The following is a 25,995-nucleotide window of genomic DNA, read 5'->3' as shown; positions in this document are numbered from 1 at the left end:
ATGGGTGGAGTATTTGGAAGTACGACAATCAGTACGTCTGATAAGCGCATTAATTCGATGCGTATTCAGCAATCTGCATACGGTCTGACTCAGCCATTGGTTTATGGCAAAAACCGTGTTGCTGCAAATATGTTTTGGTATGGTGATTTTAAATCCACTGCCCATACAACGACCACTAAATCTGGTGGTAAAGGGGGTAAAACCAAGACCAAAAACACAACATATACTTATTCAGCATCTTTGATGCTTGGTTTGTGTGAAAACAAAATCAAAGACATTGGCATCATCTGGCGTGATAAAGAGCAGATTGTCACCAAGACTGAAGGCGGTGTGCAACTCAAGCCAATTGATCAAATCGGTTTTGAATTATTCGATGGTGATCACAATCCAGTTTGGGGCTATTTAGCATCAAAGCATCCAGATGAAGCGGTGCATTATCCATTCCTCGGATATGTGGCATGTGCTAATTATGATTTTGGCGGTAGTGCAGCATTATCGAATCATAATTTTGAAGTGATTAGCGATATTACCTTTTCAGAAACAATTCATGATGCCAATCCTGCTGATGTGATTGAGGACTTCATCACCAATCCACGGTATGGTGCAGCACCAAGTCTGAATATGGCTGATTTATCCGAATTTCGAACCTATTGTGCAGCCACTAATTTGTTGATCAGTCCTGCTTTGACTGAACAGCGTGAAGCATTTGAAATCATCAATGAGATTGTGGAAGCAGTGAATTGTGCAGTAGTACCGAGTCCAGACGGTTTGAAAATCCGTTCATACGGTGACAGTGCAGTGACAGGAAATGGCGTGACATTTACGCCAAATCTTGAACCGGTATATCACTTAACAGATGATGATTTTTTAGGTGAAGATCAGCCTGTGCGTGTGCGTCGAAGCCGTGATACCGATGCATATAACCATTGCCAAATTGAGTACGTGAATCGCTTCAACCAGTACAACACAGAAACAGTTGAAGCCAAGGACCAAGCAAATATTGAAATGTTCGGTCTGCGTACACAAGATCCAGTCAAGTTCGACTTTTTCTGTGAGCCGAAAATTGCTCGTCATGCGGTGCAATTGCTATTACAACGACGACTCTATGTACGCAATGAATATGAGTTTGAATTAGGCTGGAAGTACTGCCGACTTGAGCCGATGGATATTGTGACGATCACAGATGAATCCTTGGGTTTAGATCAGTTTCCTGTACGGATCACTCGTGTTGAAGAAGATGAAGAAGGTGTGCTCTCGATTACAGCTGAAGAGCTTGCAGTCGGATCTCGTTCAGCAGTTGAGTACGATCTTCAATCATCAAACGGGTACCAAGGTGGCAATGAGGAACCAGGCAACGTCAATGCACCGGCAATTTTTGAGCCTCCTTTAGAATTGACAGGTGGTAAAAATCAGATTTGGGTAGCTGCGTCAGGTGGGATCAATTGGGGTGGCTGTAACGTCTGGGCAAGTTTGGATAATACAACATACGAAATGATCGGGACCATTTATGGTTCAGCGCGTTACGGTACCTTGGTTTCAGCAATTAGTGCGAATGCAACATCGATGCAAGTGCAGTTGAATACTTCTAGCCAAATCTTTGGCGGTACTTTGCAGGATGCTGAAGTTGATGCAACACTGTGTAAAGTCGGTGATGAATATATCAACTACATTGATGCCACTTTGGACGGATCAGGACGTTATACGTTGAGTGGCATGCTTCGTGGTCGTTTTGATGATGCAGGCTCACACAATGCAGGTGAATCATTTGTTCGTATTGACCGAGCCATTTTTGAGTATGACTTCAATCCAAATATGGTGGGCAAACAGATTTATCTGAAGTTCACAAGCTTCAATGGTCTTGAGCAAAAAGAAGAAACCTTGGATGAAGTGACTGCATACAGTTACACAGTCAATGGTGGCCGTCCTGCAGGTGTGAAAGGTTTATCACTTCAGTCAGCATTTGTCGGCACAAGTTTCAAAGTGCAATGGCAACCGGCAGCAGGTGCGTCTGGTTATGTTGTTCAGATTCTTTCAGGCGGTGTATTGCTTCGTACAGTTGAAACAACGAATACAGATTACAGCTATTCAATGGATGAAGCGAAAATCGACGGTATTCAGCGTGCTTATACAGTACGTGTGGCGAGTAAAAACGGTTCGATTATCAGTACCTTTGCTGAACTGAATATCAGTAATCCAGTGCCACCACAATTGTTGAACGTGTACACATCTGCAACAGCGGATTCGATCACAGTGACTTGGATTCCAAGTGAAGTACCGGATCTGAAAGATTACCAGGTGTGGATCAGTACCAATGCGAACTTTGATCCTGATACAACGGCAGCACGGTGGACGGGTACCGAAAATGCTTGCACGATTACGGGCTTGCAATCAACGACCACATATTATGTGCGTGTTGCTGCGCGGGACGTATGGAAGCCGACCTCGTGGAATTATTCAACACGGATCACACAGGCAACTGCTGATAGTTAAGGTTTTAACCATAGAGCACCTTCGGGTACTTTTTTATTGCCGATTTTAAGGGGGCACAATGTCGAACGCGGCACAAATGGTGGATGCTTCTGGGCCAGTAGCGACTACAGCAGGAACAGGCATCACAATTATTTCCTGGCTTGCTACTTGGGACTGGGGGTTTTTAATTGGTGTTTTGATAGGTTTAGCCGGTCTTGCGATCAGTTTTGCAAACTACTTATCAAACAAGCAATTTCAAAAACGTAAAGATCAACGTGAGCAAGAAGAACATGAACTAAAAATTGCTAAATTGCGAGGGCAATGGGATGCAAAACAAGACTAAATTATTTGTCGCTGGTTCAACAGTTGCTGCCGCTTTATTAAGCGGCATTTTTATTACTGGGCCAAGTGAACAGCAAGTACAGGCAACAGCACAAAAAGAAGGGTATACAGCAAAACCTGTTATTCCAGTGAAGGGGGATGTACCAACGATTGGCCACGGTACCACCGTCTATCCAAACGGTGTGCGAGTCAAGATGACAGATCCTGCGATTGATCGTAAAACAGCGCTTCAATATTTGAAGCTTCACATGGATAAAGATGCGCAACGGTTCAATAAAACCATATTGAATGTACCAATTTCACAGGATGAATACGATCTATATTTGGATTTCACATATCAATACGGTACCGCAAACTGGTCCAGTTCATCGATGTTGCGCAACCTGAAGGCTCAAAAATATAAAGCCGCTTGCGATTCATTGCTCAAATGGAAGTATGTAGCAAAGCGTGACTGTTCGATTAGATCCAATAATTGCTATGGCGTTTGGACTCGACAGCTTGAACGTCACAGTAAATGTATGGGGGCACAATGAAAGAATTAATAACAGGATTTATCACAAAGTTTTATGAAGCCGTCATTATCTCTTGGGCGGCTTTTTTATTACTTGCATTCATCGGCTTTGGCATTCAGACATGGCGAGTTTCAAGCTGGCAAGATGACTACGCACTGCTTGACTCAAAATATCAAACCGATTTGGCCAAGGCTGAGGCATCAACCGAAAAAGCGAAAGCTGATGCTCTTACTAAAGAAAAACAATGGTCTGAAAAGCTACTTAAAGCGGAGATTCAACATCGTGAAGATATCCAACAAATTATTGCTGATAGTAATAGCGCTAAGTCCGCTATTGATCGGCTGTCAAAGCAAATCGATACAGCCTCAAGTCGTATGTCCACAGCTACCCGAGAAACCATCATTGAGTACGCCAGTGCCAGCGGTGTCGTACTCGAAAAATGCGTCAATGAATATCGAACAGTGGCGCAACGAGCTGATGAACACGCAGCTGATGCAAAGCGATTAAGTGATGCATGGCCATAAAAGAAGCCCTCATTTGAGGGCTTTTTATTAAAATCCTATTAAAAGATAAATTCAGCTAATTAAATATTTTCTTAAAATAAGGAGATAGAAGTAAAGAGCCATGCCAAGTCATATGATCATCATCTGCGAAAAGTGGTTTTTCGTTGCGAATAAATTGACATTTATTTTGATCACAAAATGCTTTCGAAATATCAATAATTTCGATACCACATTTTTGTTGAGCTAAGTTTTGTGCTTCATATGTCAAACTACTTCTATTCATGTATTCTTCATGCGAAATATCTAAACGTATGTGAGAATTGTTAAAAAGTAATTTTTTAGCATAACTTTCAGGAATAGAAAGAGGAGCTTCAGGAGTCGGTCTTGTGACATATACCTTACGCTGAGCGGCAAACTTACATAGCGTATTTACATATGCTAGTTTCATTTCTTCATTATATGCAGCATCATATTTTTGATGAGCAGTGCTAATATATCTTGATGGTTTAGATATATCTTCATTATCAGGTTCACCTTTAAACAATGCATTTGTTCGGTTGACGATTAACAAAGGTAGCTCAGCTGGATAATTTTGAATATCTCTCATTGCCTCAGTAACTAATTCACCACATTTATAAGATTTGTTATTAATCTTTTTTAAGCCTTCAACAGCTGTACAGCCACTTATATTCCAAGTTATTAAAGATGTATTGGAAGGGAGGGCTTTCTGAATACCATTTACCATAGCACTCGCATGACTATCACCGACCAAAAGCAAAGAGGTTGGGCCTTTACCAAAAGTACATTTCTTTAAAGGTTCTCCTTGTAGTGTTAAGCACTCTTTACGTCGTGGGTTGGTATCATTAATACTTGATGTGATTATATTGATACGATTATCAAACCGTGATTTGACTCCATCGATTTTATATATGTACAAGCAAACCGTCGAAAGAAAAGCGACAGACAATATCCAAATTAAATAATTTAATTTTAAAGAATTCTTGCTTAAGAATTTTCTAGTTGGATTTTCGATGAATTTATAAGATAAGAACCCTAAAACTATAGATAAAATAATTCCAACTATAATTAAAAATACATTATCTAATAGATGATTGTAGTATAGGAAAAATACGATTGGCCAATGCCATAAATAAATTGAATAGGATGTATTCCCTAAGAACTGAAATATTTGAGGTTTTGTAAAAATGGAATTTTGATTATTTGCTAGTAAGATGAGCATGGCTCCTACAACAGGAACTAACGCATTAAAACTGGGCCATATTGTACTACTAGAAAACAGATAAGCACTAAGAGCAACCAAGCCAAAGCCTAAAACTTCTAACATATTACGAAGTTTTTGAGAACTGATAGTATTAGTCGCAGCAAAGAAAATCAAACCTCCTGCCAGCATTTCCCATGCTCTTGTAGGCAATAAGAAGAATCCAGCTGATGGGCTTCTACTAGTGATAAGTATAGAAAGAATTAAAGAAATAATCGTAGCAAAAGAAAAGCTAGCAATTAAGAACTTTCTTGAAGAACTTAATTTAGATACAAGAAGAACAGCTACTGGAAATAGTAAATAGAATTGCCACTCAACTGATAAAGACCAAGTATGCAGTAATGCTTTATTATGTGATGAAGTGTCAAAGTAACCAGATTCTAAATAATAATTAATATTAGAAAAGAAGTTTATACTTGAAATGATATGTTTAGATAAATTTTGATAGTCAACTGGAAGTAATAAGAACCATCCTAGAAGCAATAGTATTACACAAAGAACAAATAGAGCAGGAATAATTCTGATAGCTCTAGACAGATAGAATTGCAGTATTGAAAATTTATTATTTTCTATTCCTTTAACCACAATACTTGTCATTAAAAAACCAGAAATGACAAAAAATACATCTACGCCTATGAAGCCTCCAGAAAAGCCTAATACACCAAAATGAAATAGTACTACTAAGGCTACAGCATAAGCCCGTAATCCGTTTATATCATACCTAAATTTTTGACTCATAAGATCTATTTATTACTCTGTAGGATGGAGAGGATTTTATATAGTTATAGTGATAAATCAAATAATCTTTAATTTTATACAGAGGAGTAGAGTCAATTATTTATAACTTATTTAAATGTCTATCATCAATAAAATATTGCCCAAAACTATCTATCCAGCCTTGAATAGATGCTTCCCACACATAAGTACGAGTTTTAAGTTTCTTCACCAGGGTAAGATCCCTAATTCCAAAATGCGTACTTCCTTCCGGTAATTCATCCCAATCTACCTTTCCATTCTCAGTAAACCAGTCTTCCCAAGCTAATTGAATATCATGAGCCACAAATCGACTATTAGAATTATCCCAGGCGAATGGATTATTACTATTCAACTTATTCACATGCAGACGTTTAAAATATTTATTGTTCTGATGGATCTCAATAAACAGATCTAAATGTTTTTTGATGAAATCAAATTCAACATTAATTACGCCCTCATCTTCAAAAGCATCACTCTTATCAACCAATGCCATGTAGCGCTGTTTCTTACTCCATTCCTTGTAATAACTATTATAGTTATCTTCTGCAACACGGATTGCTTCCTCAAATTCCAATCGAATGCCACGTTTTTTAAGATTCACATATCGCTTCAAGGTATTCCATGACTCATGAAGGGTAATAGTCTGCAACTGGGGAATGGTAAAGCCATCTTCTGCATAACGTGTTGCAGCCTCATGGCGTAAATCATGGAATCTTAAATCACTAATACCACATGCATTACACGCCCGGGTAAAGTATGTAGACACGGTACGGGTATTCACTGGAATTAAAATATTCTTGTCATATCCCAAGGCAAGCATTCGATCCCGGACTTCTGGCTTCATAAACTCATCAATCATATTGATGGCTCTTGGTTCCATGTGAGCATACTTATGATTACCCAAGGATCCATTCGGATTTTTAGCATCTCTAACTAACCACTGACTATTCAGATCATCGTAATCATCCAGGCGCAATGAACACAGCTCATCTTCACGGCGGGCAGTGTAGAGTGCAAACCACATAATCAGATGCATCGGCGTTGAGTTCTTGACCCGTTTCCAGCTTTTATAGAAATAGTTGGTCAGCATTTGAAGTTCTTCCGCCGTAGGCAAGCGGTCACGCTGTTTGGATCTGGTCACGATGCGAGACTTCTGTAAACCAATCATGGCTTTTTCAAATTCGATTAGCACAGTCTCTAAGGGTTCGCCCCATACAAACTCTGCATGAACGATAACAGCCTTGATATGGCTTAAGTCCTTTAAGATGGTGGCAGGTGCAACACCATCAGTACCTTTCATTGGATCGCCTTTTCTTCGCATAATTGCGTAATCAGAAAAGTCTTGTCGTGTTAAAGAATAGATATTCTTCTCAGAAATATCTAAACTAGCGATGTGCTGTAGCGCTCCAGTTTTTGTTCTGGCAAAGCTGTCCGCTTCTTCCAAATACTGAAAAATGAATTCCCTAAGCGTTTTGTGCTTTATTTGCACCGCCGGATTCAACATTTTTTCAGGGTGCAATTCGATTTCTGCTTCTGTGCGTTTGATCCAGTCCTCAGCTAATGACTTCTTGCTGAAGGTCTTGGATTGCTTAAATTCAGGATAGCCTTGACGTTGTACACGGACTTGAGCTCTATACCGGGTTGTACCGTCTTTTGTTTGTCGCTTAGTGACCGTGCCCATGAATTTGCACCATTAAAATATGAGGGTGCAAGTAGGGTGCAATCAAAGGGCACTAAAAGTCAATACGGAGCGACTAAACGAAGTTAAACGAGGTTAAAGATTTTGAGTAAAAACAATGTAATTGAAGAATTGTTTGGAAGATCAATAGATAGGAAGCTTTGGGTGGCCCCCATGGCAGGTGTGACCGATCGTCCGTTTAGAACCTTGTGCAAATACTTTGGTGCAGGCCATGCGGTCAGTGAAATGATGACATCTGACAAAACTTTGCGCATGAGTAAAAAGAGCTTATATCGTGCCAATTTTGATGGAGAGCTGGCACCGATTTCAGCGCAGATTGCTGGTTCAGATCCCCATGATCTGGCTGAAGCGGCACGTTATCAGGTGGCCAATGGTGCGCAAATTGTTGATATTAATATGGGCTGCCCAGCCAAAAAGGTCTGTAACCGACTCGCCGGTTCTGCTTTATTGCAGGATGAAGATCTAGTTGCGCGTATTCTGGATGCAGTTGTGGCTGCAGTTGATGTGCCAGTGACCTTAAAAACCCGTCTTGGTTATTTGAACGGCCAGGAAAATATTATACGGGTCGCCAAACGTGCTGAACAAGCCGGAATTGCGGCACTGGCTTTACATGGCCGTACCCGTGAAGATATGTACCTGAATACCGCGCGTTATTCTTTAATCAAAGACGTAAAGGAAATGTTGAAGATTCCCGTGATTGCTAACGGTGATATCGACAGTCCGGAAAAAGCCAAATATGTGCTGGATTATACTGGTGCAGACGCAATTATGATTGGTCGTGCAGCACAAGGTCGGCCCTGGATTTTTCGTGAAATTGCCCATTATTTGAAAACCGGTCAACATCTTGATGCACCGAGTATTACAGAAGTGAAAGATGTTCTATTGGGACATTTGACAGAATTATACGAGTTCTATGGCGAGTATTCCGGCTGCCGGATTTCCCGTAAACATATTGCCTGGTACACCAAAGGACTGCGTTCTAGTAATGAATTTCGTCAAAGCATGTATCAGGTAGAAAATACTGCTGACCAGTATCGGGTAGTAGAGGATTATTTTAATGCACTGCTAGAACATGGTTTAACCATGAATGATGTACAAGTCGAGCAGGTGAATTTACTGGAAACCAAGTAATGGCGGGCAAAATTCAGCGAATCATGTAATATTTTTTGCATGAAATCCCTACCTTTTTTATCTTGAGCAGGCTGATTTTTGCATTCTGTTTACACTTCAGCCTGTCTAATACATAGCAGTACAGTTTGTTCACTTAAACTGGACAGGACTTGGACATTGCTTACTCAAGCTTCCTCTATGATGAACCTATCCAGATATAAACCAGATGTGATCCATCTTGTTTATCGTCATCATTGAGGGAGATCTGTAATGACAAATACCAATCGTCCAGTCACAGAGTTTAGCCATAAAACGTCAACGGAATTGCCACAAGAACGCAGTGAAGGCCTGAATATAAATCCGACTGATACTAATGCGCGTCCAGATTTGAATACACCCGTGAAAGATAATCCTCGTGTTCCAGACATGAATGAAGGTGAGGATAATCTGGCTGCGACCAGTGCCGGTACTTTGGGCGGAGCTGCGGTAGGTGCAGTTGCAGGTCTGGTAGGTGGCCCTCCAGGTGCAGTGGTGGGTGGTATTATCGGTGGTGTCGTTGGTGGAATTGCAGGTAATGACATTGCGACACCTGATCATGGGAAACAGGCAGATAATTATCGACATCCAGATCATTTGAGTGCAGAAGATAATTACTGGAGAGATGAGTATCATAATCGCCCGTATTTCAATGAAACGCGTAGTACATATGGCGATCTAGATTACGATCGTGATTATCGCGGCGCTTATCGGGTCGGTTATGAAAACCGTCCAATGTATGAACATGATACGGATTTTGATCGTGCCGAACCTGAACTGCGTACCAAGTGGGAACAGTTAAAAGGTGAATCACGCCTCAACTGGGAAGAAGCGAAATTTGCAGTTAAAGATGCCTGGCATCGTGTCACACGCTAATTCTAGATAAATTAAAAACCTCTCCATGTGAGAGGTTTTTTTATGATTCAATGATTAAAGATGCTTCATTTCCAGTACGAGCTGGTTAATCAAATCGGAAGCTTCCATTTCACGAATCTGCGCCACATTTGAACCTGCCCAGAATGCGCCATACCCTTGATCCCCATGTTTGGCGGCAGCAGCATGCAATTGTTTGGCCAGATCATAAGTATATGGATAAGCCGGAACATCCAGCCGATCGGGTGTATCGACTTCAATATGCCAGTGGTTAATAATGCCACGTGCAGGACGACCGGAAATACTGGCACTCACCTGAGTGAGTGGCTTGGAAAATAAGGCTTTACGATAGGCATCATTGGCATTAGAAGATTTACACTGCACAAATGCAGTCCCAAGTTGCACGGCATCTGCACCGAAATCCATCATTTGACGCGCTTGCTCACCCGTCATAATCCCGCCTGCCGCTACAATCGGCAAGGAAGAATGCTGTTTGATCAGCTTCACCAGATTGGAGGTTTTGACTGAAGCATCAAACTTGGTGCTAAAAATCCCGCGATGGCCACCAGCCTCAATACCCTGCGCAATAATGATATCAATTCCGGCTGCTTCAATAGCTTTAGCTTCGGCAAAATTGGTGGCAGACACCATGGTCAGAATCCCGGCCTGTTTTAAGGCTTGAATCTGATGCGGATGCGGAATCCCAAAATGAAAGCTGACTGCTCGCGGTTTGGTTTCTAATACCAGATTCAGGAAGTTATCATTGTCTTTAAAACTCGGATAAATGCATTCCAAATGATCCGGTGCCTGAGCGCCATATTCGGCAAATTTATCTTTAAATTGTGCAATCCATGCCTGCGCTACAGCCTCATCTACAGGTACACTCTCATGACAGAAAAAATTAACCTGAAAAGGGCAATCTGTCAGTTCCTGGGTCTTTAAAATCTGTTCTCGTGCAGCCTCGATACTGCTGGCCCCCAGACCCAGTGAACCCAAGCCGCCCTGATTGGACACTTCGGCAGCAAGCTCGGGCGTAGAGACACCTGCCATCGGTGCCAAGAAAATAGGATGTTTAATTCCGAGATTTTCTAATAAAGACATAGATTTGCTCCTTGTTATGCTTTTACTTTGCCTTTGAGCACAAAATTAAGCAAATCATATTGGTTATTTTATTTTGAAATACTGCAGCATGGGTTACGTATTATTTACATTTCTTGCGACACGCTACGTCGCCAAAAAGATAGAACTTTTATTAGCCTAGAATTGAACACCTTATAATAGCCTTTTGGTCACATATTCTCTGAGCTCATGTCTGATCGTATCCGTGAAAAACTGCAAATTTTAGCCGATGCTGCCAAGTATGATGTGTCTTGTTCATCTAGTGGTAGCAACCGTAAAAATAAAGACAAGGGTGTGGGCAATACCGGGAATGGCATCTGTCATAGTTATACCGAAGATGGCCGCTGTGTGTCCTTATTGAAAATTCTGTTCTCTAATGTCTGTATTTTTGACTGTTCCTATTGTGTTTCGCGCCGTTCCAATGACGTCCAGCGTGCTGCATTTACCGTGCAGGAAGTCGTGGATCTGACCATGAATTTTTATCGGCGTAATTATATTGAGGGTCTGTTTCTCAGTTCGGGGATTTTTAAATCGGCCGATCACACCATGGAACGGATGCTGCAGGTGGTCAAAAAACTTAGACTCGAAGAAAACTTTAATGGCTATATCCATCTGAAAACTATTCCGGGTGCATCACAGGAGATCATTACCGAAGCTGGACTGTATGTCGACCGTATGAGTATTAATCTGGAAATGCCGACGGAAGCGGGACTGCAAAAATTTGCGCCTGAAAAAACCCATGCTGAAGTACAAAAAGACTTAGGCATTGTGCGTGACCGGTTGATCCAGCTCAAAGATGAACGCAAGCTGATCAAGTCAGTCCCCAAGTTTGTACCTGCCGGACAAACTACACAGATGGTGGTGGGCGCGCATAGTGAAACCGATCAGGACATTATTTTGATGGCTGACCAGCATTACAAGGAATTCAAATTGAAAAGGGTGTATTTCTCTGGTTATATTCCGATTAACCCTGAAGAGAAAGCCTTACCCGCCATCGGCTCAGCACCACCATTATTAAGAGAAAATCGTCTGTATCAATCCGACTGGCTAATGCGTTTTTATGGCTTTGCTGCTGATGAAATTGTCGATGAGCAGCATCCGAATCTGGAGCTGGATATTGATCCCAAACTCAGTTGGGCCTTGCGTCATCCTGAAGCCTTTCCAGTCGATATTAACCGTGCCGACTATAAAATGATTCTACGGGTACCCGGTATAGGTGTACGTTCTGCCCAGAAAATTGTACAGGCCCGCCGTTTTGGACAGATTCATATTGACCAGCTAAAACGCATGGGCGTGGCTTATAACCGGGCGCAGCATTTTATCCGCTGTGCAGATACACCGAAATTTAAGAAAGATCAGCAGTCCCATCAGATTCGCCAGCAAATTTTGATGTCAGGACAATCCAAATATCAGCAGCAACTTTCACCTCAATTAGGATTGGGTTTCTAGTGGCAAGTTACTGTTTTGATGGCAGCATGACTGGTCTGCTCAGTTGTGTATTTCGTGCTTTCGAGTTTAAAGAATTTAACGTGATAGTGACGGCCAATCCTCAAGCACAAACAGGTTTATTTGATGAATTTATCCATGTGGCCTCTAATGATCAGCATGGGCAGCGGGTGTGGCAGGGATTAAAGCAGAAAGTATCTTCCAGCAGTTTGCGTGCTTTTTACTATACGTTTTTGTCAGAGCAGGAAGCAGCGTTCCAGACTCTTTTTGATTTTGCAGTCTATGTCTTTCAAAACCAGCGTCCAGTCGATAAAGATTATGGTCATACTGCGGTGATCGGCATGTCGCAATGGGCCAAGCAAGTGGGGCGGGAAAAGCATCGTATGGAGGCTTTTGTACGCTTTAAAAAAGCCAAAGATGGTTTGTTTCTGAGTCTGGTCAGACCGGATTTTAATGTCTTGCCGATTATTTCCCGACATTTTCAGGAGCGTTATCAGGATCAAAGCTGGCTGATTTATGACGAGCAGCGTAATTACGGTATTTATTATGATTTAAGGCAGATGCATCAGGTCGAGATGAACGCTGAAATAATCGATCCACAAATCCGGATTGGTCATAGTCAATCATTCAGTATTGAACTGGATGATCAAGAGCTGCTATATGATCAGCTCTGGAAAGACTATTTTAACAGTGTGAATATTCAGGCGCGTAAGAACATGAAATTGCATATTCAATATGTGCCAAAGCGCTACTGGCGTTATATGAATGAGAAATTACTTTAAACAGTACATCAAGCTGCTTTCAGGCATAATAAGCATTGGTATATTTAAATTGAGTGTATAAACATGAAGGTATGGCTAACGTCATTAGCGCTGCTCACTGGATTAACTGCATGTTCGGAACAACCACAAAAACCGGTCGTAGATCCAGCCAAATATCAGGTTCAGACCGCACAGGAACTGCAGCAACGTTTTGATGCACTCAATGTCCAGTTAGCCCAAGACTTTCAGGAATTTAAGAAAGTCGAAAGCATTGCTTTCGCGCACCAGTTTCCTTTAGATGTCAATAATCTGCAAAGCTTAAACCAACATCTCGTTAGCAGTACGGCATTAAAACCCAGTAAAATTGCCTATTGCGATATGATGAATAGTTATTTTGCCGATATGTACCGCTTGGGACATTACAATCTGGAACTGGTCGATGATATTAAATTGCCTAATGCCAAGAATGAAAATTTAAAAGCCAATTTCTCCGATGCTGATCGTTTTTATACCTTTATTCTGGATCGTTATACGACTTATCGTCAGGTTCAGCAGACCATGGGTTATGGCTGTAATTTAAAGGCTGCGCTGTAAATCCTAAAGACAGAAAAAAGCCCATCAAAATTGATGGGCTTTTTTGATTTTAAGCATTAGCAACCGGTCAGTTTTTCAGGCTGCGGTTTTTCATCCGGGAAGAAGATTGGACGAAGTTTTACCCCAATGCCATTGCCAATAAATGCAAACACCAGCCACAACCAGCCATGCAGACTACCAGACGCGATCCCACTGAAATAAGCACCAATATTACATCCGTAGGCCAAGCGTGCGCCGTAGCCCAGCATTAAGCCACCTACAACAGCAGCAATCAGTGAGCGCTTTGGAATATTAAAATTCGGCGCAAATTTACCTGCCAAGCTAGCTGCCAATAAAGCACCCAGCATGATACCGAAGTTCATCATTGAGGTAATGTCATACCAGAGTGAGTTGGCTAGCGCTTTTGCATTACCCGCCTGTTGCCAATAATCCCAAGAAGCTACATCAACACCCACAAGCATAGCACCTTTGGCACCCCAAACTGCCAGCGCAGAGGTCACGCCCCAAGGACGACCCGCCAATGCCAAAGTGGCAAAGTTGAGTAAGGTCAGAATAATCCCGCCCCAAATCAAAGGCCATGGACCACGGATAAAGCGCTTCCAGCCCTGATGTTCACTGCTTGGCTCAATTTCCAAGCTGCCATGACGTTTCTTTTCGAAATAGACAGTTGCCGCAGCAATGATGGCAAAAATGATAAAGCTCAACAGCAATCCAGGGAGGACGCCTAAACTTTCTACCAGTGAAATAGGCTCCAGATGAGGCAGGGCAAACCACCAGTCAAGATGCGAGGTCGCAATCATTGAACCCACACAGAAAAACAGCAGCGTTATCAACATACGTGCACTACCGCCACCCACGGTATATAGCGTACCTGATGCACAACCGCCACCGAGCTGCATACCAATACCGAAAATAAAGGCACCAATCATGACTGACATGGAAACGGGGTTAACATTGCCTTTGACTGGGTTGCCGAACAATTCACCTGCACCTAAAGCCGGGAAAAACAGCAGGACGGCCAGAGCAAGCATAATCATTTGTGCGCGTAAACCACGACCGCGACGTTCCTTGATAAAGACACGCCAGCTCGAAGTAAAACCAAATGAAGCATGGTACAGGGTCATGCCCAGTGCACCACCAACCAAAAATAATAGGGCTTGATTTAAGCCTACGATTTGATAGGCACCGATTGTACCTAGGATAAGCAAGATAAAAGCTGCCCAGACCGAAATATTCGACCGTTGGGAAGCAGCAACAATGACTGACATGGGAGATTAAATTTTAAAAATAAAGGCTGGTATTCTACTTAATTTCAGTTTAAATGCAGCCCGTTTTGCCGATTCAATCACAATTAAGTCATTCTAATACTTGATAAGTTTTATCAATTTATCTGATTTTATCCAATTGTTTAGATAAAAGATTGATCCCATCAAGAAATAATATAATTTCAATTTAGATCATTCGATATTTAAAATCATCGCTGATAAAAAAAGCCTGCAATCGCAGGCTTTTAAACATCAAACTGAATGCTAAAATCAGTTTTCAGCTTTTTCCCGAACTTCTCCGGCACCTTCTTCAACTGCCGCTGCAGTTGCTGCAGTTGCTTTACGTGCTGCTTCCGCAGTGGCATCTGCTGCTCTAGACGTTGCAGCAGCTGCTTCGTCCGCTGCCTGAGCAGTATTTTCTGCGGCATTATTCATTGCTCGTTCGGTTTCTACCGCAGCCTCACGGCTGGCATCTTCCATATCATGACCGGCTTGATTGGCTGCATTTTCTAAATGCTCACCTGTGGTTGCACCAGTTTCAGGCGCTTCTTCTTTACTACAGCCGACTAAGGCAACAGTGGTCGCCAAACCTAAAGCAATTAGTAATTTATTCATCGAGTAATATCCTTTTGTTGTTGTAGAGCTGCAATCTAATTTAGCAGCCATTTATTTAGATTTATGCTAGCAAATAGATCAACATTTGTTGATTAACTGTAACTTTTTTCGATACTTATACTGTAATGGCTTAGTCGGAAGTTATTTTAAGTTTCATGGAATAGCGATATTCAAAGAGAGGGGAGTTTCAAAAGTATCATTCTAAAGGCAGGTTATAGTATGAAGCTTGGCATTTAAATATTTGTCATCAGGACCTAGAGATAATTCTAAAAATGAAAAAATAAAAGACATAAAAAAAGCCTGCATGATGCAGGCTTTTTTTAAGAAAAACTTATAGACCAGCAGACGCTTTAAGCGCTTCCACTTTGTCAGTTTTTTCCCAGGTAAATGCAGTATCTGAACCTTCACGACCGAAGTGACCATAAGCAGCAGTTTGCTTATACATCGGTTGGATCAGGTCAAGCATACGGGTAATGCCATATGGACGTAAGTCGAAATGTTCACGAACCAGTGCAATAATCAATTCTTCAGAGACTTTTGCAGTATTGAAGGTATTGATTGAAATTGAAGTTGGCTCAGCAACACCAATCGCGTAAGACACCTGAATTTCACACTTGTCAGCCAGGCCAGCAGCAACGATGTTTTTCGCTACATAACGACCTGCATATGCAGCAGAGCGGTCAACTTTAGATGGATCTTTACCAGAGAAAGCACCACCGCCGTGACGTGCCATACCACCGTAGGTATCTACGATAATTTTACGTCCAGTCAAACCACAGTCACCCACAGGACCACCGATCACAAACATACCCGTTGGGTTGATGTGGAATTTGGTCTCTGCATGGAACATGTCAGCAGGAATGATTTTCTTCACGATTTCTTCAATCACAGCTTCTTTCAGGTTTGCTTGAGTGATTTCAGGATCATGTTGAGTCGAAAGAACGACTGCATCTAAACGAACTGGTACGCCATTTTCATAAGCAAAAGTTACCTGGCTTTTTGCATCTGGGCGTAACCATGGCAAGGTGCCATTACGGCGTAATTCAGCCTGCTTTTCCATTAAACGATGCGCATATGAAATCGGCGCAGGCATTAATACATCAGTTTCGCGGCTTGCATAACCGAACATCAAGCCCTGGTCACCGGCACCCTGATCTTCAGGTTTCTGGCGGTCGACACCCTGAGCAATTTCAGGTGACTGTTTACCAATCATATTGATCACGGCACAGGTCGAACCATCAAAACCAAGATCAGAATGGTGATAACCAATTCCGTTTACGGTATGACGTACAATTGCCTCAAAATCAACATTTGCTGTCGTTGTGATTTCACCGGCAAGTACAACCGCACCTGTTTTTACAAGCGTTTCACAAGCAACCCGTGCATATGGGTCTTCTTTTAAGATTGCATCCAAAATAGCGTCACTGATTTGGTCAGCCATTTTATCTGGATGGCCTTCGCTTACAGATTCCGAAGTAAATACAGCGTACTCGCGCATAGTCCTATCACAGTTAATTTTAAAGACCCGATATGTTACATCGAGTTGCGCTCTAGGACTAGCTTAACACGACAAAATTGGTCGAAATTGTTTCAAATTATTGTGTTTTTAATTGATTAATAGAATTAAAAAAATTGATATATCTATTTAGACAGCATTATTGATTGAGGAATATGAAGCAACAATATTTTAATCCATCAGACTGTCATAAAATTAAATGCTTAGATTTCCGATTAAATCTTAAAAAATAGACGATAGAAAAAATACAAAGCTCAAAATTCAAAATTTACTTAAGCAAGTGATCATTACACCAATAAAGCAGATTCAGACTGTGCGCCTTGCGACCAACTGTCTTGTCGATGTTCGGGGATATCTTCATATTAGCCTAAGTCTTCCACATTAGCTGGTTAGGAATTGCGACATCTTTTGCTATGGACTTCTTGGAGCAAGACTGTAAGGAGATCAGAAATCATGTATCAAAAGGCATTTACCCTGATTGAAGCGCTGATCGTGCTTATCATCATCGCGATTTTAGTGACGATGGCTTTTATGAGCTATCAAGCTTATGTCGTGCGGAATCAACTAACAGAAGTGTTTGAACAAGCTGGAGCATATCGAACCCAGTTTATTGCTTCGGATCAGCACTGTGATGCCGGACGCCAGATTGGTGGGCATGGTCAATATATCGAAAAAGTCATTATTAATGCCGCTTGCCGGATAGAGTTCAAGATACGAGAGCAGGGAGTCGATATGGCCATTCGCGGGAAATCGGTTGCTTTTGATGTTCATAGTGGCAAATGTTATTCCACTGATATTCAGCAGCGCTATTTGCCTAAAGACTGTCAGGGACATTAAGTCTACCGAAGTTGAAAATTAGCCTAAGCAAATTTGATTTCACCTGTATATCAAACAATCCTGCCAATATTTTATAAAATTTAGTAAAAATTACATTATGAATGGATCAGTGAATTGTATAGATTTTCTTTAAAAATAATGATGTGAGACATATAAAATAGAAATAAAATCAGCATAAATTCAATCCTGTTTATCAGCTTAGAATCCAGATACAGACAAGAAAGTTAATTAGAAAATGCGGGATAATTCAATCTGAAGAACCGAAGCCGAAGAAGAAATGTGGAATAATTGTACGATAAGGCAAGAGACACTCAATAAACTGATAAATATTGTTGGTTAGTCTTTACCCCTCGCTGTTTTTTTAAGACAATAGACAACAGTTTTGAAAGTCTTTTCATCATTTCCTATTTCTGAATATTTTGGACTCTGATTTATGACAACCCCGCTTAATGAACGTCGTATTGCAAACGCAATTCGTGTATTGGCAATGGATGCTGTGCAAAAAGCAAACTCAGGACATCCAGGTGCTCCAATGGGGATGGCAGATATCGCTGATGTGGTTTGGCGTGAATTCATGAACCATAACCCGACCAACCCGAATTGGGCAAACCGTGACCGTTTTGTATTATCAAATGGCCATGGCTCTATGCTTCAATATGCGCTTCTTCATTTATCGGGCTACGATCTTTCGATTGAAGATCTTAAAGCATTCCGTCAACTTCATTCTAAAACACCTGGTCACCCGGAGTTGGGCTATGCACCAGGGATTGAAACGACGACTGGTCCTTTAGGTCAAGGCATCGCGAATGCTGTCGGTTTTGCACTGGCTGAAAAAACTCTAGCTGCGCAATTCAACAAAGACGACATCCAAGTTGTAGATCACTTCACTTATTGCTTCCTCGGCGATGGCTGTTTGATGGAAGGTGTTTCTCACGAAGCATGTTCTTTGGCGGGTACATTGGGTCTGGGCAAATTGATTGCTTACTATGACGACAATGGCATCTCGATTGATGGCGAAGTGGAAGGCTGGTTCTCTGACGATACAGAACAACGCTTCTTGGCGTACGGCTGGCAAGTGATTAAAGTTGATGGTCACGATGCAGATGCAATCCGTCAGGCAACTGTTGAGGCGAAAGCTGAAACTGCTAAACCAACCATCATTATCTGTAAAACCGTGATTGGTTTGGGTTCACCAAACAAGCAAGGTAAAGAAGACAGTCATGGTGCACCACTCGGTCATGACGAAATCGTCTTGACTCGTGAAGCACTAGGCTGGACTGATGAAGCATTTGTAATTCCTGAAGATGTTTATGCAGCTTGGGATGCGAAAGCCAAAGGTGCTGAATCAGAAGCAGCTTGGAACGAAACATTTGCTGCTTATGCTGCAAAATATCCAACTGAAGCAGCTGAGCTTAAACGTCGTTTATCTGGTGAATTACCGGCTGACTTCGTTGCAAAAGCGGATGCTTATATTGCAGAAGTGAATGCCAAAGCTGAAACGATCGCAACGCGTAAAGCGAGCCAAAATGCATTACAAGCACTTGTTCCATTATTGCCAGAAGTTCTAGGTGGTTCTGCGGATCTTGCAGGTTCTAACCTGACCCTTTGGAAAGGCGCGCAAGGCGTACAGGACAATCCGGCAGGTAACTACGTACACTATGGCGTACGTGAATTCGGTATGACTGCAATCGCGAATGGTGTTGCACTGCATGGCGGTTTTATCCCTTACGTAGCAACATTCCTGATGTTTATGGAATATGCACGTAATGCCGTACGTATGTCTGCATTGATGAAACAGCGCGTGATCCATGTGTATACGCATGACTCAATTGGTCTAGGTGAAGATGGTCCAACGCATCAACCTGTTGAGCAGATCGCATCCCTTCGTGGTACGCCAAATCTAAACACATGGCGTCCATGTGACACGGTTGAAGCGGCAATTTCTTGGAAATCTGCATTAACGCGTGCTGAAGGTCCAACCGCATTGATCTTCTCCCGTCAGAATTTGCCATTCCAAACCCGTACTCAAGCTCAAATTGAGAACGCTGCGAAAGGTGGTTATGTACTGGCTCAAGAAAAAGGCGAATTGAAAGCCATCATTATTGCAACTGGTTCTGAAGTATCTCTGGCAATGGAAGCTTATGCACAGCTTGAAGGCGTGCGTGTCGTGTCTATGCCATGTGCTGAAGAATTCATGAAGCAAGATGCAGCTTATCGTGAAGCGGTTCTTCCATCAAATATTCGTGCACGTGTTGCTGTTGAGGCTGCACATGTTGATTACTGGTGGAAATTTGTGGGTCTTGATGGTCGCGTAATCGGTATGACCACTTATGGCGAATCTGCACCTGCAAAAGATCTGTTCCAGTTCTTCGGTATTACTACTGAAGCAGTGGTTGCAGCTGTAAAAGAGATTACTGCATAATCAACTGATTAAGCAGTTTTTTAAAAGACGCTCCATTTTTGGGGCGTCTTTTATTTTTTCGCTTTTTAGCGTTGTTTTCATGTGGCAATCGTTAGAAAGTTCTCCCATAGTCGAAATGAAAGAGTGAGATGAACATGAGCTTGTATGAACAAATTAACGATGAAATTACTTTAATGGATGCAGGCGAACTCAAGTGGATCGGACAGGAATTACCTCTTGAAGCGATGGTTGCAGTTGATTTAATGCTGCAAGAATTAGCCGAAGAAAAGGTCATTAAAGTGCGTCGTAAAAATCATGAAAAGACGACTGGCCTAAAACAGGTTGATCGTATTCTGGTTGAAAAACTTTAAACATAATGCATGAAAAGTCCCTGATTGGGACTTTTTTTATGCCGGATGATTTTCATCTGACAGGTTGCTTATGAGCACCAGATGAGATAAAGCTAAGTTTAGGCCGCTATAAAAATTCAGCGACCACTATTGAAACGACTTAAATTAAAGAAATAAGCCAAAGAAGCAGTTAAACATGAATATACAGTGCCAGATCCAGATCAAATCTCTAGAGCAAATATCACAGCCGGAATGGCTATTTTTATGGCAAGACTATCAACGCTTTTATCAGACCCAAATTTCGGATGAGGTAAGTAAAAATACCTGGGATAAATTAACTAATTATGAGTTAGATTCAATGTACGGTTTTGCGGCCTTGATTGATGGAAAGGTCGTAGGGATTGTGCATGTCATCGAACATAACAGTAGCTGGACAGTAAGACCCTATGCCTATTTGCAGGATCTATTTACCCATCCTGATTATCGCGGACAGGGTGTGGCGCGCAAGCTGATTCAGCATGTCTATCAGGTCGCGCAGCAGCGTAATTGCGACCGGGTTTACTGGCTGACTCATGAATTAAACCATCAGGCACAAGCGTTGTATAACAAAGTCGCCAAGAAAACTGGATTCATCCAGTACCGTATGGATTAAAGCTCAAAAATTAAAAAAATAACTTACAATTTTATCGTTTCATCGCTGCAACAAAACGTTTTATCTTTAGGGCTGTAAACAGTTCCAGATTCTATACACTTAATAACATCCAAAACGTGAGATAAAAACATGAATTTCAAAACATTAGCATTAGGCTTGGCGGTCGCATCTGTAGCAACAGTTTCTATGGCAAAACCAGTGGCCTATACGATTGACCCGACTCATTCAGCAACGGTGTTCTCTTGGAGCCACTTTGGTTTCTCTACACCATCTGCAAACTTCAGTGACATCCAGGGTACGATTAATGTTGATAATGTAAAACCTGCGAATTCTTCGGTCAATGTGAATATCCCGGTTGCAAGCATTAATACGAATGTGAAAGCGCTGGATGACCATATTAAGACAGCAGAATTTTTTGATGCTGCCAAATATCCGAATATCACTTTTAAAAGTACTAAAGTTCAGGCTTTAGGCAAAAACAAATACAAAATCACCGGTAACTTAACCGTAAAAGATGTCACTAAACCTGTGGTACTGGACGCAGTTTTAAATAAACAAGGCGTGCACCCAATGACAAAATTACAAACGATTGGTTTCAATGCAACCACTTCATTTAACCGTTCAGCCTTTGGGGTAGGCGGTTATGTTCCAAATGTGGGCGATAAAATTACAGTAAACATTACTACCGAGGCTTCTGTACCTGCTCCGAAAAAATAAGCATGACAAATTAAAAAAGCACCCAATTGGGTAATGTCAGTCAGTTAAGCAAAAAAAGTTAAAATGCTGTAAAAAGAGCGTATGTAAATACGCTCTTTTTTTATGAATTTATCTCAGAATCTAGATTTAACATTAAAACAAACCCTACCTTCACTTTCACAATTCAGTGAATTGATTGATTTAAACTGGATTGAAGATTGCTTAGACCAAACAGGTAAAGCATCAATTCGAAAAAGAAAACTGCCTGCTGAACATGTTGTTTGGCTGGTAATCGGACTTGCTCTATTTCGAAATCAACCGATTTGGTATGTGGTTCAACAATTGCAACTTGTTTTCGGTACGGCAGAATACTGTGTACCGAGTGCATCCGTACAAGCAAGACAACGCTTAGGCTTAGAACCCATGAGTGCTTTATTTTCGACATTAAGTCAGGCATGGTTTAAAGACTCACAACAACAATATAGCAACTTTCACGGTCTATGCGTTTGTGCTGTAGATGGTGTGGTTTGGTCTATGCCTCATACAGAAGAAAACTTTAAGCACTTTGGTTCATCCAAAGGCAAAACAGCAGCTGCACCTTACCCACAAGTTAGAGCGACTTGCCTGGTGAATACCAATACCCATGAAATGATTGATGCCCAAATGGGCAGTATGGATCAAGGTGAATTAACCTTAGCCAGTCAATTAAAAGCACCAGTTCGCAGTATTACCCTATTTGATCGTGCTTACTTCTCTGCTGATTTTTTAGTGAGCTGGCAATCTCAGGCAGAAGAGAGTCATTGGTTGATGCGAGCAAAGGACAACCTGCGTTATGAAGTGATTCATCATAATGCGGCCCATGACTTTCAGATCAAAATGCCTGTTTCAGCAAGAGCAAAAAAGATAAATCCGTCATTGGGTGACTATTGGGAAGCACGTTTAATTGAAGTTGAATATGCAGGAAAAATAAGACGTTACATTACATCATTAACAGATTCTAAAGTTTATCCATTCAAAGACCTTGCAATGCTTTATATCCAGCGTTGGGAAATAGAAATGTGTTATCGGGAAATTAAAAGTGATTTACAGGATGCAAGGATTTTAAGAAGCAAACAACCTGATTTGGTCTATCAAGAATTGTGGGGGGTATTTATTGCATATAATATCTTAAGAAGACAGATGAGGTTTATCGCTGAACATGCAAAGGTGAGTCCTTTAAGGATCAGTTTCCATATTGCATCTATGAGTATTATCAATATCTTAAGGCACACACCTTTAGAATCAGCAGGAAACCTACCCAAACATTTAGCGCAATTATTTGAACAATCTAAAATATTTGTATTACCTGAAAAAAGGCAAAGGCAATGTCCGCGAGTAGTGAAAATTAAAGCACAAAAATATCCAAGAAAATGCCAGTCAATTTCTTAACTGACTGGCATTACCCAATTGGGTGCTTTTTTATTACGGTTATTTAAGTTGCAGGTTTTCTAAATAATGCATCAATACCGAACTGGCTGCCTGTTCAAGTGCGGGCGCATAGCTTTGATGATCCACACGCAATGCAGGGATATTGATCTGGGCTTTGCGTAACTCACAGGTATGTCCAATCAGCCATTTTTCTAGACTTTCACTGGCCACTTCAGCATGGAATTGTAGTGCTAGAATATTCTGTCCTACCTGAAAAGCCTGATTTGGATAAAGGTCAGAGCTGGCCAGTAATTCTGCCTGTTCAGGTAGGTCAAATGTATCACCATGCCAATGCAGGACGTCGATATTTTCGAGAGCTTTTAGTGGATTATTTTCAATAGAAGCAAGACTGAGTTTAGACCAGCCAATTTCCTTCACATCTCCTGGATAGACTCTGGCATCCAATGCAGCAGCAATTAACTGCGCACCTAAACAAATGCCTAAAGTCGGTAAATTCTTTTCTAAGCGAACTTTAAGTAAGTCTATTTCTTGTTGTAAAAAAGGATAATCCTCTGTTTCATAGACTGCAATCGGGCCACCGAGAATGACCGTTAAGCCGGAGTGTTCAAAAGCCTTGCTGAGATCATCGATACCAGCTTCGAAATAACGCACACGTAAGCCGAGCTGATAAAAAATATCTTCCCAAGCGCCTAAGTCTTCAAAAGCCAGATGTTGAATGGCATACACGGTATCGGGGAGGTGGGCTAAGTTCAGCATAGTTTTTTGATATCAAGAGAATGATTTAATTTAACGTGAATCAAAAGCAAAATAAAAGGCTTTATCTACCGATCCTGTGCAAAATAGAAAATAATGAATATCGCTTCGCTATCGGCAACTGTATAAACATTTTTGTGTGATCGCTACATGAAGTGGGTCATTTTCCTTTTGTATAGGAAAGAGAGTAGAGTAAGACTGCCGTACTGAATAAAAACAACAAGCCTATCAGGAACAAGGATATGCAAAATATACGTTTATATGTCGATAAAAATAGAATCAGCCCTTATGCCATGTCGGTCTATGTTGCCTTAAAAGAAAAGGGTTTAGATTTTCAGGAAATCGTGATTGATTTAGATCAGCAGCAACAGAAATCTGCGGCTTATCAAGCCATTTGTCCAAGTGCTAAAGTTCCGTGTTTAATAGTAGATAACTTTAGCCTGTTTGAATCATGGGCGATCACTGAATACTTGGAAGATGCCTTTCCAGCACCTAATTATCCAGCCTTATATCCTAAGGAAATTTATGCTAGAGCTAAATGTCGGGCCATACAAGCCTTGGTCAAAACCGATTTTATGCAAATCCGCCAGCAGATGCCTTCCGATTCGGTATTTCATCTAGCAAAAATGTCTATACCTCTTACAGCTCCGATCACTGAAGAAATTCAGCGCTTGGTGAATGTGGCAGAATATATGCTGGAGGACATATGGTTGACTGAACACTGGTCAATTGCAGACTTTGATCTGGCCTTTATGTTGCATCGTTTGTTGAGCCATCAGGTGAAACTTCCTGTGAAAATAATAGAATATGTCGAGCGTAATTTTAAGCGTGCTTCGGTACAGGCCTGGCTGGCAGAACATGAAAAAGCTAAAACTTTAATCTAATGTCGACTGATAAAACAGTTCATAAAAAACCTACTTAAATAGGTAAAATTCAAGCGTAATATGAATCAGAACAAAACTTGAAAAGATGCTGAGGATACAGTCCTCGTTGAATAAGAAGGAGGGAGGGGCCGGTGGGGAATTCACATCATCATGAACATAGTCATGTCGCCGTGACTGCAAAAAATGCCAAAAAATTATCAATAGCGTTGGCATTAACCACGACTTTTTTAATTGTGGAAGTGATTGCTGGTTTTCTAACTCAAAGTTTGGCCCTACTTTCTGATGCTGCACATATGTTTACCGATGCTGCTGCACTGGCTATCGCTTTAGTCGCTATCAAAATTGGGCAAAAACCGGCAGACAATAAACGGACATTTGGTTATCAGCGCTTTGAGATTTTGGCTGCCCTGTTTAATGCCGTGATGCTGTTTGTGGTTGCGATTTATATTTTGTTTGAAGCTTATCAGCGTTTGAGTTATCCGCCAGAAATCCAGAGCTTGGGCATGATGATCGTGGCCACCTTGGGGCTGTTCATTAACCTGATTTCCATGAAAATTCTGGTGTCTAGCAGTCAAGAAAGTCTCAATGTCAAAGGCGCTTATCTGGAAGTGCTCAGTGATGCACTGGGATCAGTCGGGGTGATCATTGGGGCGCTGGTGATTTATTTGACTGGCTGGATGTGGGTGGATACGCTGATTGCGGTATTGATCGGATTTTGGGTGTTGCCAAGAACCTGGATTTTGCTGAAACAGAGCATCAATATTCTGCTTGAAGGTGTGCCGGATGAAATTGATATTGAAAAATTACGCCACGATCTTTTGGCGCTCGAAGGGGTTCAGGACATTCATCAGCTCAAGGTTTGGGCAATTACCTCCAAAAAAGTCATGCTGACTGTGCATCTGGTTGCGCCGAATGTGGATTATCAGAAACTGCGGCATCAGGCCTTTGAGATGCTCCACCATGAGCATCATATTACCGAGATGACCTTGCAGATCGAAGCGGAAGACTGCCCACTAGAACATCGGGGACAATCCTCACATCCGCATTTACATGCCGAAAGCCATCCACATTGAAATTGAATAGTCTCAACCGCAGAAAT

Annotated in this window: 24 protein-coding genes; 17 read left to right on the top strand and 7 right to left on the bottom strand. The window is 41.5% G+C overall.

The features are described 5' to 3' along the window. Genes F890_RS09655 through F890_RS09640 form a run of 4 tightly spaced genes read left to right on the top strand, consistent with a single transcriptional unit; the run spans position 1 to position 3,847 of the window. Positions 1–2,490, top strand: a complete 2,490-nt coding sequence (locus tag F890_RS09655) for a phage tail protein (protein ID WP_005266662.1) — start codon at positions 1–3, stop codon at positions 2,488–2,490. 58 nt (positions 2,491–2,548) lie between these two features. Continuing rightward, positions 2,549–2,812 carry a phage holin family protein gene (locus F890_RS09650; protein WP_005266661.1) on the top strand — a complete coding sequence of 88 codons (264 nt, stop codon included), beginning with the start codon at positions 2,549–2,551 and terminating at the stop codon, positions 2,810–2,812. After that, positions 2,796–3,344, top strand: a complete 549-nt coding sequence (locus F890_RS09645) for a glycoside hydrolase family protein (RefSeq protein ID WP_005266660.1) — start codon at positions 2,796–2,798, stop codon at positions 3,342–3,344. The genes F890_RS09650 and F890_RS09645 overlap by 17 nt, the downstream gene beginning before the upstream one ends. Then, a complete protein-coding gene (locus tag F890_RS09640) occupies positions 3,341–3,847 on the top strand; it encodes an efflux RND transporter periplasmic adaptor subunit (protein ID WP_005266659.1) in 507 nt (168 codons plus the stop codon). The genes F890_RS09645 and F890_RS09640 overlap by 4 nt, the downstream gene beginning before the upstream one ends. Positions 3,848–3,902: 55 nt before the next feature. Here F890_RS09640 and F890_RS09635 read toward each other — a convergent pair whose 3' ends face one another. Beyond that, positions 3,903–5,843: an acyltransferase family protein gene (locus F890_RS09635; protein WP_005266657.1), complete on the bottom strand. Its 1,941-nt coding sequence runs from the start codon at positions 5,841–5,843 to the stop codon at positions 3,903–3,905. Positions 5,844–5,943: 100 nt separating this feature from the next. Continuing rightward, positions 5,944–7,542, bottom strand: coding sequence for a tyrosine-type recombinase/integrase (locus F890_RS09630; protein WP_005266655.1), 1,599 nt, complete (start codon positions 7,540–7,542; stop codon positions 5,944–5,946). A 129-nt stretch (positions 7,543–7,671) separates the two neighbouring features. On the opposite strand from F890_RS09630, the gene dusB reads away from it, so the two are divergent. Together dusB and F890_RS09620 are read left to right on the top strand one after the other, a co-directional pair. Continuing rightward, positions 7,672–8,691, top strand: a complete 1,020-nt coding sequence (dusB, locus tag F890_RS09625; RefSeq protein WP_026056533.1) for a tRNA dihydrouridine synthase DusB — start codon at positions 7,672–7,674, stop codon at positions 8,689–8,691. Positions 8,692–8,940: 249 nt separating this feature from the next. Next, a complete protein-coding gene (locus tag F890_RS09620; protein WP_005266649.1) occupies positions 8,941–9,582 on the top strand; it encodes a hypothetical protein in 642 nt (213 codons plus the stop codon). 54 nt (positions 9,583–9,636) lie between these two features. Here the strand turns inward: F890_RS09620 and F890_RS09615 are convergent, their stop codons facing one another. Further along, complete coding sequence (locus tag F890_RS09615) at positions 9,637–10,680, bottom strand: NAD(P)H-dependent flavin oxidoreductase (protein WP_005266646.1); 1,044 nt, start codon at positions 10,678–10,680, stop codon at positions 9,637–9,639. Between the two features lie 207 nt (positions 10,681–10,887). On the opposite strand from F890_RS09615, the gene F890_RS09610 reads away from it, so the two are divergent. The 3 genes from F890_RS09610 to F890_RS09600 all read left to right on the top strand — a co-directional run bounded on the left by F890_RS09610 (position 10,888) and on the right by F890_RS09600 (position 13,499). Further along, positions 10,888–12,147 carry a putative DNA modification/repair radical SAM protein gene (locus F890_RS09610; RefSeq protein ID WP_004729891.1) on the top strand — a complete coding sequence of 420 codons (1,260 nt, stop codon included), beginning with the start codon at positions 10,888–10,890 and terminating at the stop codon, positions 12,145–12,147. Continuing rightward, positions 12,147–12,926 (top strand): TIGR03915 family putative DNA repair protein, encoded by a 780-nt coding sequence (locus F890_RS09605; protein ID WP_004279976.1) that lies wholly within the window; start codon positions 12,147–12,149, stop codon positions 12,924–12,926. Before F890_RS09610 ends, F890_RS09605 begins: the two co-directional genes overlap by 1 nt. Positions 12,927–12,989: 63 nt before the next feature. Beyond that, positions 12,990–13,499 (top strand): hypothetical protein, encoded by a 510-nt coding sequence (locus F890_RS09600; protein ID WP_004729889.1) that lies wholly within the window; start codon positions 12,990–12,992, stop codon positions 13,497–13,499. Between the two features lie 56 nt (positions 13,500–13,555). On the opposite strand, the gene F890_RS09595 is transcribed toward F890_RS09600, so the two are convergent. The 3 genes from F890_RS09595 to metK form a co-directional block, all read right to left on the bottom strand. Further along, the gene (locus tag F890_RS09595; protein WP_004729888.1) at positions 13,556–14,767 is read right to left on the bottom strand and encodes a YeeE/YedE family protein; all 1,212 of its coding nucleotides are present in this window, start codon (positions 14,765–14,767) and stop codon (positions 13,556–13,558) included. A gap of 267 nt (positions 14,768–15,034) precedes the next feature. Continuing rightward, positions 15,035–15,379 (bottom strand): hypothetical protein, encoded by a 345-nt coding sequence (locus tag F890_RS09590; RefSeq protein WP_004729887.1) that lies wholly within the window; start codon positions 15,377–15,379, stop codon positions 15,035–15,037. Between the two features lie 331 nt (positions 15,380–15,710). After that, positions 15,711–16,877 carry a methionine adenosyltransferase gene (gene metK / locus F890_RS09585; protein WP_004729886.1) on the bottom strand — a complete coding sequence of 389 codons (1,167 nt, stop codon included), beginning with the start codon at positions 16,875–16,877 and terminating at the stop codon, positions 15,711–15,713. Between the two features lie 471 nt (positions 16,878–17,348). Between metK and F890_RS09580 the strand changes: the two genes are divergently transcribed. The 6 genes from F890_RS09580 to F890_RS09555 all read left to right on the top strand — a co-directional run bounded on the left by F890_RS09580 (position 17,349) and on the right by F890_RS09555 (position 23,259). Beyond that, positions 17,349–17,732: a prepilin-type N-terminal cleavage/methylation domain-containing protein gene (locus F890_RS09580; RefSeq protein ID WP_004729885.1), complete on the top strand. Its 384-nt coding sequence runs from the start codon at positions 17,349–17,351 to the stop codon at positions 17,730–17,732. 433 nt (positions 17,733–18,165) lie between these two features. Next, the gene (gene tkt / locus F890_RS09575; RefSeq protein ID WP_004729884.1) at positions 18,166–20,154 is read left to right on the top strand and encodes a transketolase; all 1,989 of its coding nucleotides are present in this window, start codon (positions 18,166–18,168) and stop codon (positions 20,152–20,154) included. 134 nt (positions 20,155–20,288) lie between these two features. Continuing rightward, the gene (locus tag F890_RS09570) at positions 20,289–20,504 is read left to right on the top strand and encodes a hypothetical protein (protein WP_004729883.1); all 216 of its coding nucleotides are present in this window, start codon (positions 20,289–20,291) and stop codon (positions 20,502–20,504) included. A 175-nt stretch (positions 20,505–20,679) separates the two neighbouring features. Continuing rightward, on the top strand, positions 20,680–21,135 hold the full coding sequence (locus F890_RS09565; protein WP_004729882.1) for a GNAT family N-acetyltransferase: 456 nt from the start codon (positions 20,680–20,682) through the stop codon (positions 21,133–21,135). 129 nt (positions 21,136–21,264) lie between these two features. Next, positions 21,265–21,852 carry a YceI family protein gene (locus F890_RS09560; protein WP_004729881.1) on the top strand — a complete coding sequence of 196 codons (588 nt, stop codon included), beginning with the start codon at positions 21,265–21,267 and terminating at the stop codon, positions 21,850–21,852. A 102-nt stretch (positions 21,853–21,954) separates the two neighbouring features. Beyond that, a complete protein-coding gene (locus F890_RS09555; protein WP_004282307.1) occupies positions 21,955–23,259 on the top strand; it encodes an IS4 family transposase in 1,305 nt (434 codons plus the stop codon). A 39-nt stretch (positions 23,260–23,298) separates the two neighbouring features. On the opposite strand, the gene F890_RS09550 is transcribed toward F890_RS09555, so the two are convergent. Next, positions 23,299–24,015 carry a glutamine amidotransferase gene (locus F890_RS09550; protein ID WP_004729880.1) on the bottom strand — a complete coding sequence of 239 codons (717 nt, stop codon included), beginning with the start codon at positions 24,013–24,015 and terminating at the stop codon, positions 23,299–23,301. A gap of 239 nt (positions 24,016–24,254) precedes the next feature. Between F890_RS09550 and yfcF the strand changes: the two genes are divergently transcribed. After that, positions 24,255–24,896, top strand: coding sequence for a glutathione transferase (gene yfcF, locus F890_RS09545; protein WP_004729879.1), 642 nt, complete (start codon positions 24,255–24,257; stop codon positions 24,894–24,896). Between the two features lie 131 nt (positions 24,897–25,027). Beyond that, positions 25,028–25,969 carry a cation diffusion facilitator family transporter gene (locus F890_RS09540; protein ID WP_004729878.1) on the top strand — a complete coding sequence of 314 codons (942 nt, stop codon included), beginning with the start codon at positions 25,028–25,030 and terminating at the stop codon, positions 25,967–25,969. Positions 25,970–25,995 lie beyond the last annotated feature (26 nt).

The sequence above is a fragment of the Acinetobacter sp. CIP 64.7 genome (genome assembly GCF_000369745.1).
In the GTDB taxonomy this organism is placed as follows: Bacteria; Pseudomonadota; Gammaproteobacteria; order Pseudomonadales; family Moraxellaceae; genus Acinetobacter; species Acinetobacter fasciculus.
Note: the sequence above shows the minus strand (reverse complement) of the source record. Positions and strands in the feature narration are given on the sequence as shown.

Bases quoted from the DNA above. Each gene is read 5' to 3' on its own strand.
- F890_RS09655 (WP_005266662.1), top strand. From the start codon at position 1: ATGGGTGGAGTATTTGGAAGTACGACAATCAGTACGTCTGATAAGCGC.
- F890_RS09650 (WP_005266661.1), top strand. From the start codon at position 2,549: ATGTCGAACGCGGCACAAATGGTGGATGCTTCTGGGCCAGTAGCGACT.
- F890_RS09645 (WP_005266660.1), top strand. From the start codon at position 2,796: ATGCAAAACAAGACTAAATTATTTGTCGCTGGTTCAACAGTTGCTGCC.
- F890_RS09640 (WP_005266659.1), top strand. From the start codon at position 3,341: ATGAAAGAATTAATAACAGGATTTATCACAAAGTTTTATGAAGCCGTC.
- F890_RS09635 (WP_005266657.1), bottom strand. From the start codon at position 5,843: ATGAGTCAAAAATTTAGGTATGATATAAACGGATTACGGGCTTATGCT.
- F890_RS09630 (WP_005266655.1), bottom strand. From the start codon at position 7,542: ATGGGCACGGTCACTAAGCGACAAACAAAAGACGGTACAACCCGGTAT.
- F890_RS09620 (WP_005266649.1), top strand. From the start codon at position 8,941: ATGACAAATACCAATCGTCCAGTCACAGAGTTTAGCCATAAAACGTCA.
- F890_RS09615 (WP_005266646.1), bottom strand. From the start codon at position 10,680: ATGTCTTTATTAGAAAATCTCGGAATTAAACATCCTATTTTCTTGGCA.
- F890_RS09610 (WP_004729891.1), top strand. From the start codon at position 10,888: ATGTCTGATCGTATCCGTGAAAAACTGCAAATTTTAGCCGATGCTGCC.
- F890_RS09600 (WP_004729889.1), top strand. From the start codon at position 12,990: ATGAAGGTATGGCTAACGTCATTAGCGCTGCTCACTGGATTAACTGCA.
- F890_RS09595 (WP_004729888.1), bottom strand. From the start codon at position 14,767: ATGTCAGTCATTGTTGCTGCTTCCCAACGGTCGAATATTTCGGTCTGG.
- F890_RS09590 (WP_004729887.1), bottom strand. From the start codon at position 15,379: ATGAATAAATTACTAATTGCTTTAGGTTTGGCGACCACTGTTGCCTTA.
- metK (WP_004729886.1), bottom strand. From the start codon at position 16,877: ATGCGCGAGTACGCTGTATTTACTTCGGAATCTGTAAGCGAAGGCCAT.
- F890_RS09580 (WP_004729885.1), top strand. From the start codon at position 17,349: ATGTATCAAAAGGCATTTACCCTGATTGAAGCGCTGATCGTGCTTATC.
- tkt (WP_004729884.1), top strand. From the start codon at position 18,166: ATGACAACCCCGCTTAATGAACGTCGTATTGCAAACGCAATTCGTGTA.
- F890_RS09570 (WP_004729883.1), top strand. From the start codon at position 20,289: ATGAGCTTGTATGAACAAATTAACGATGAAATTACTTTAATGGATGCA.
- F890_RS09565 (WP_004729882.1), top strand. From the start codon at position 20,680: ATGAATATACAGTGCCAGATCCAGATCAAATCTCTAGAGCAAATATCA.
- F890_RS09560 (WP_004729881.1), top strand. From the start codon at position 21,265: ATGAATTTCAAAACATTAGCATTAGGCTTGGCGGTCGCATCTGTAGCA.
- F890_RS09555 (WP_004282307.1), top strand. From the start codon at position 21,955: ATGAATTTATCTCAGAATCTAGATTTAACATTAAAACAAACCCTACCT.
- F890_RS09550 (WP_004729880.1), bottom strand. From the start codon at position 24,015: ATGCTGAACTTAGCCCACCTCCCCGATACCGTGTATGCCATTCAACAT.
- yfcF (WP_004729879.1), top strand. From the start codon at position 24,255: ATGCAAAATATACGTTTATATGTCGATAAAAATAGAATCAGCCCTTAT.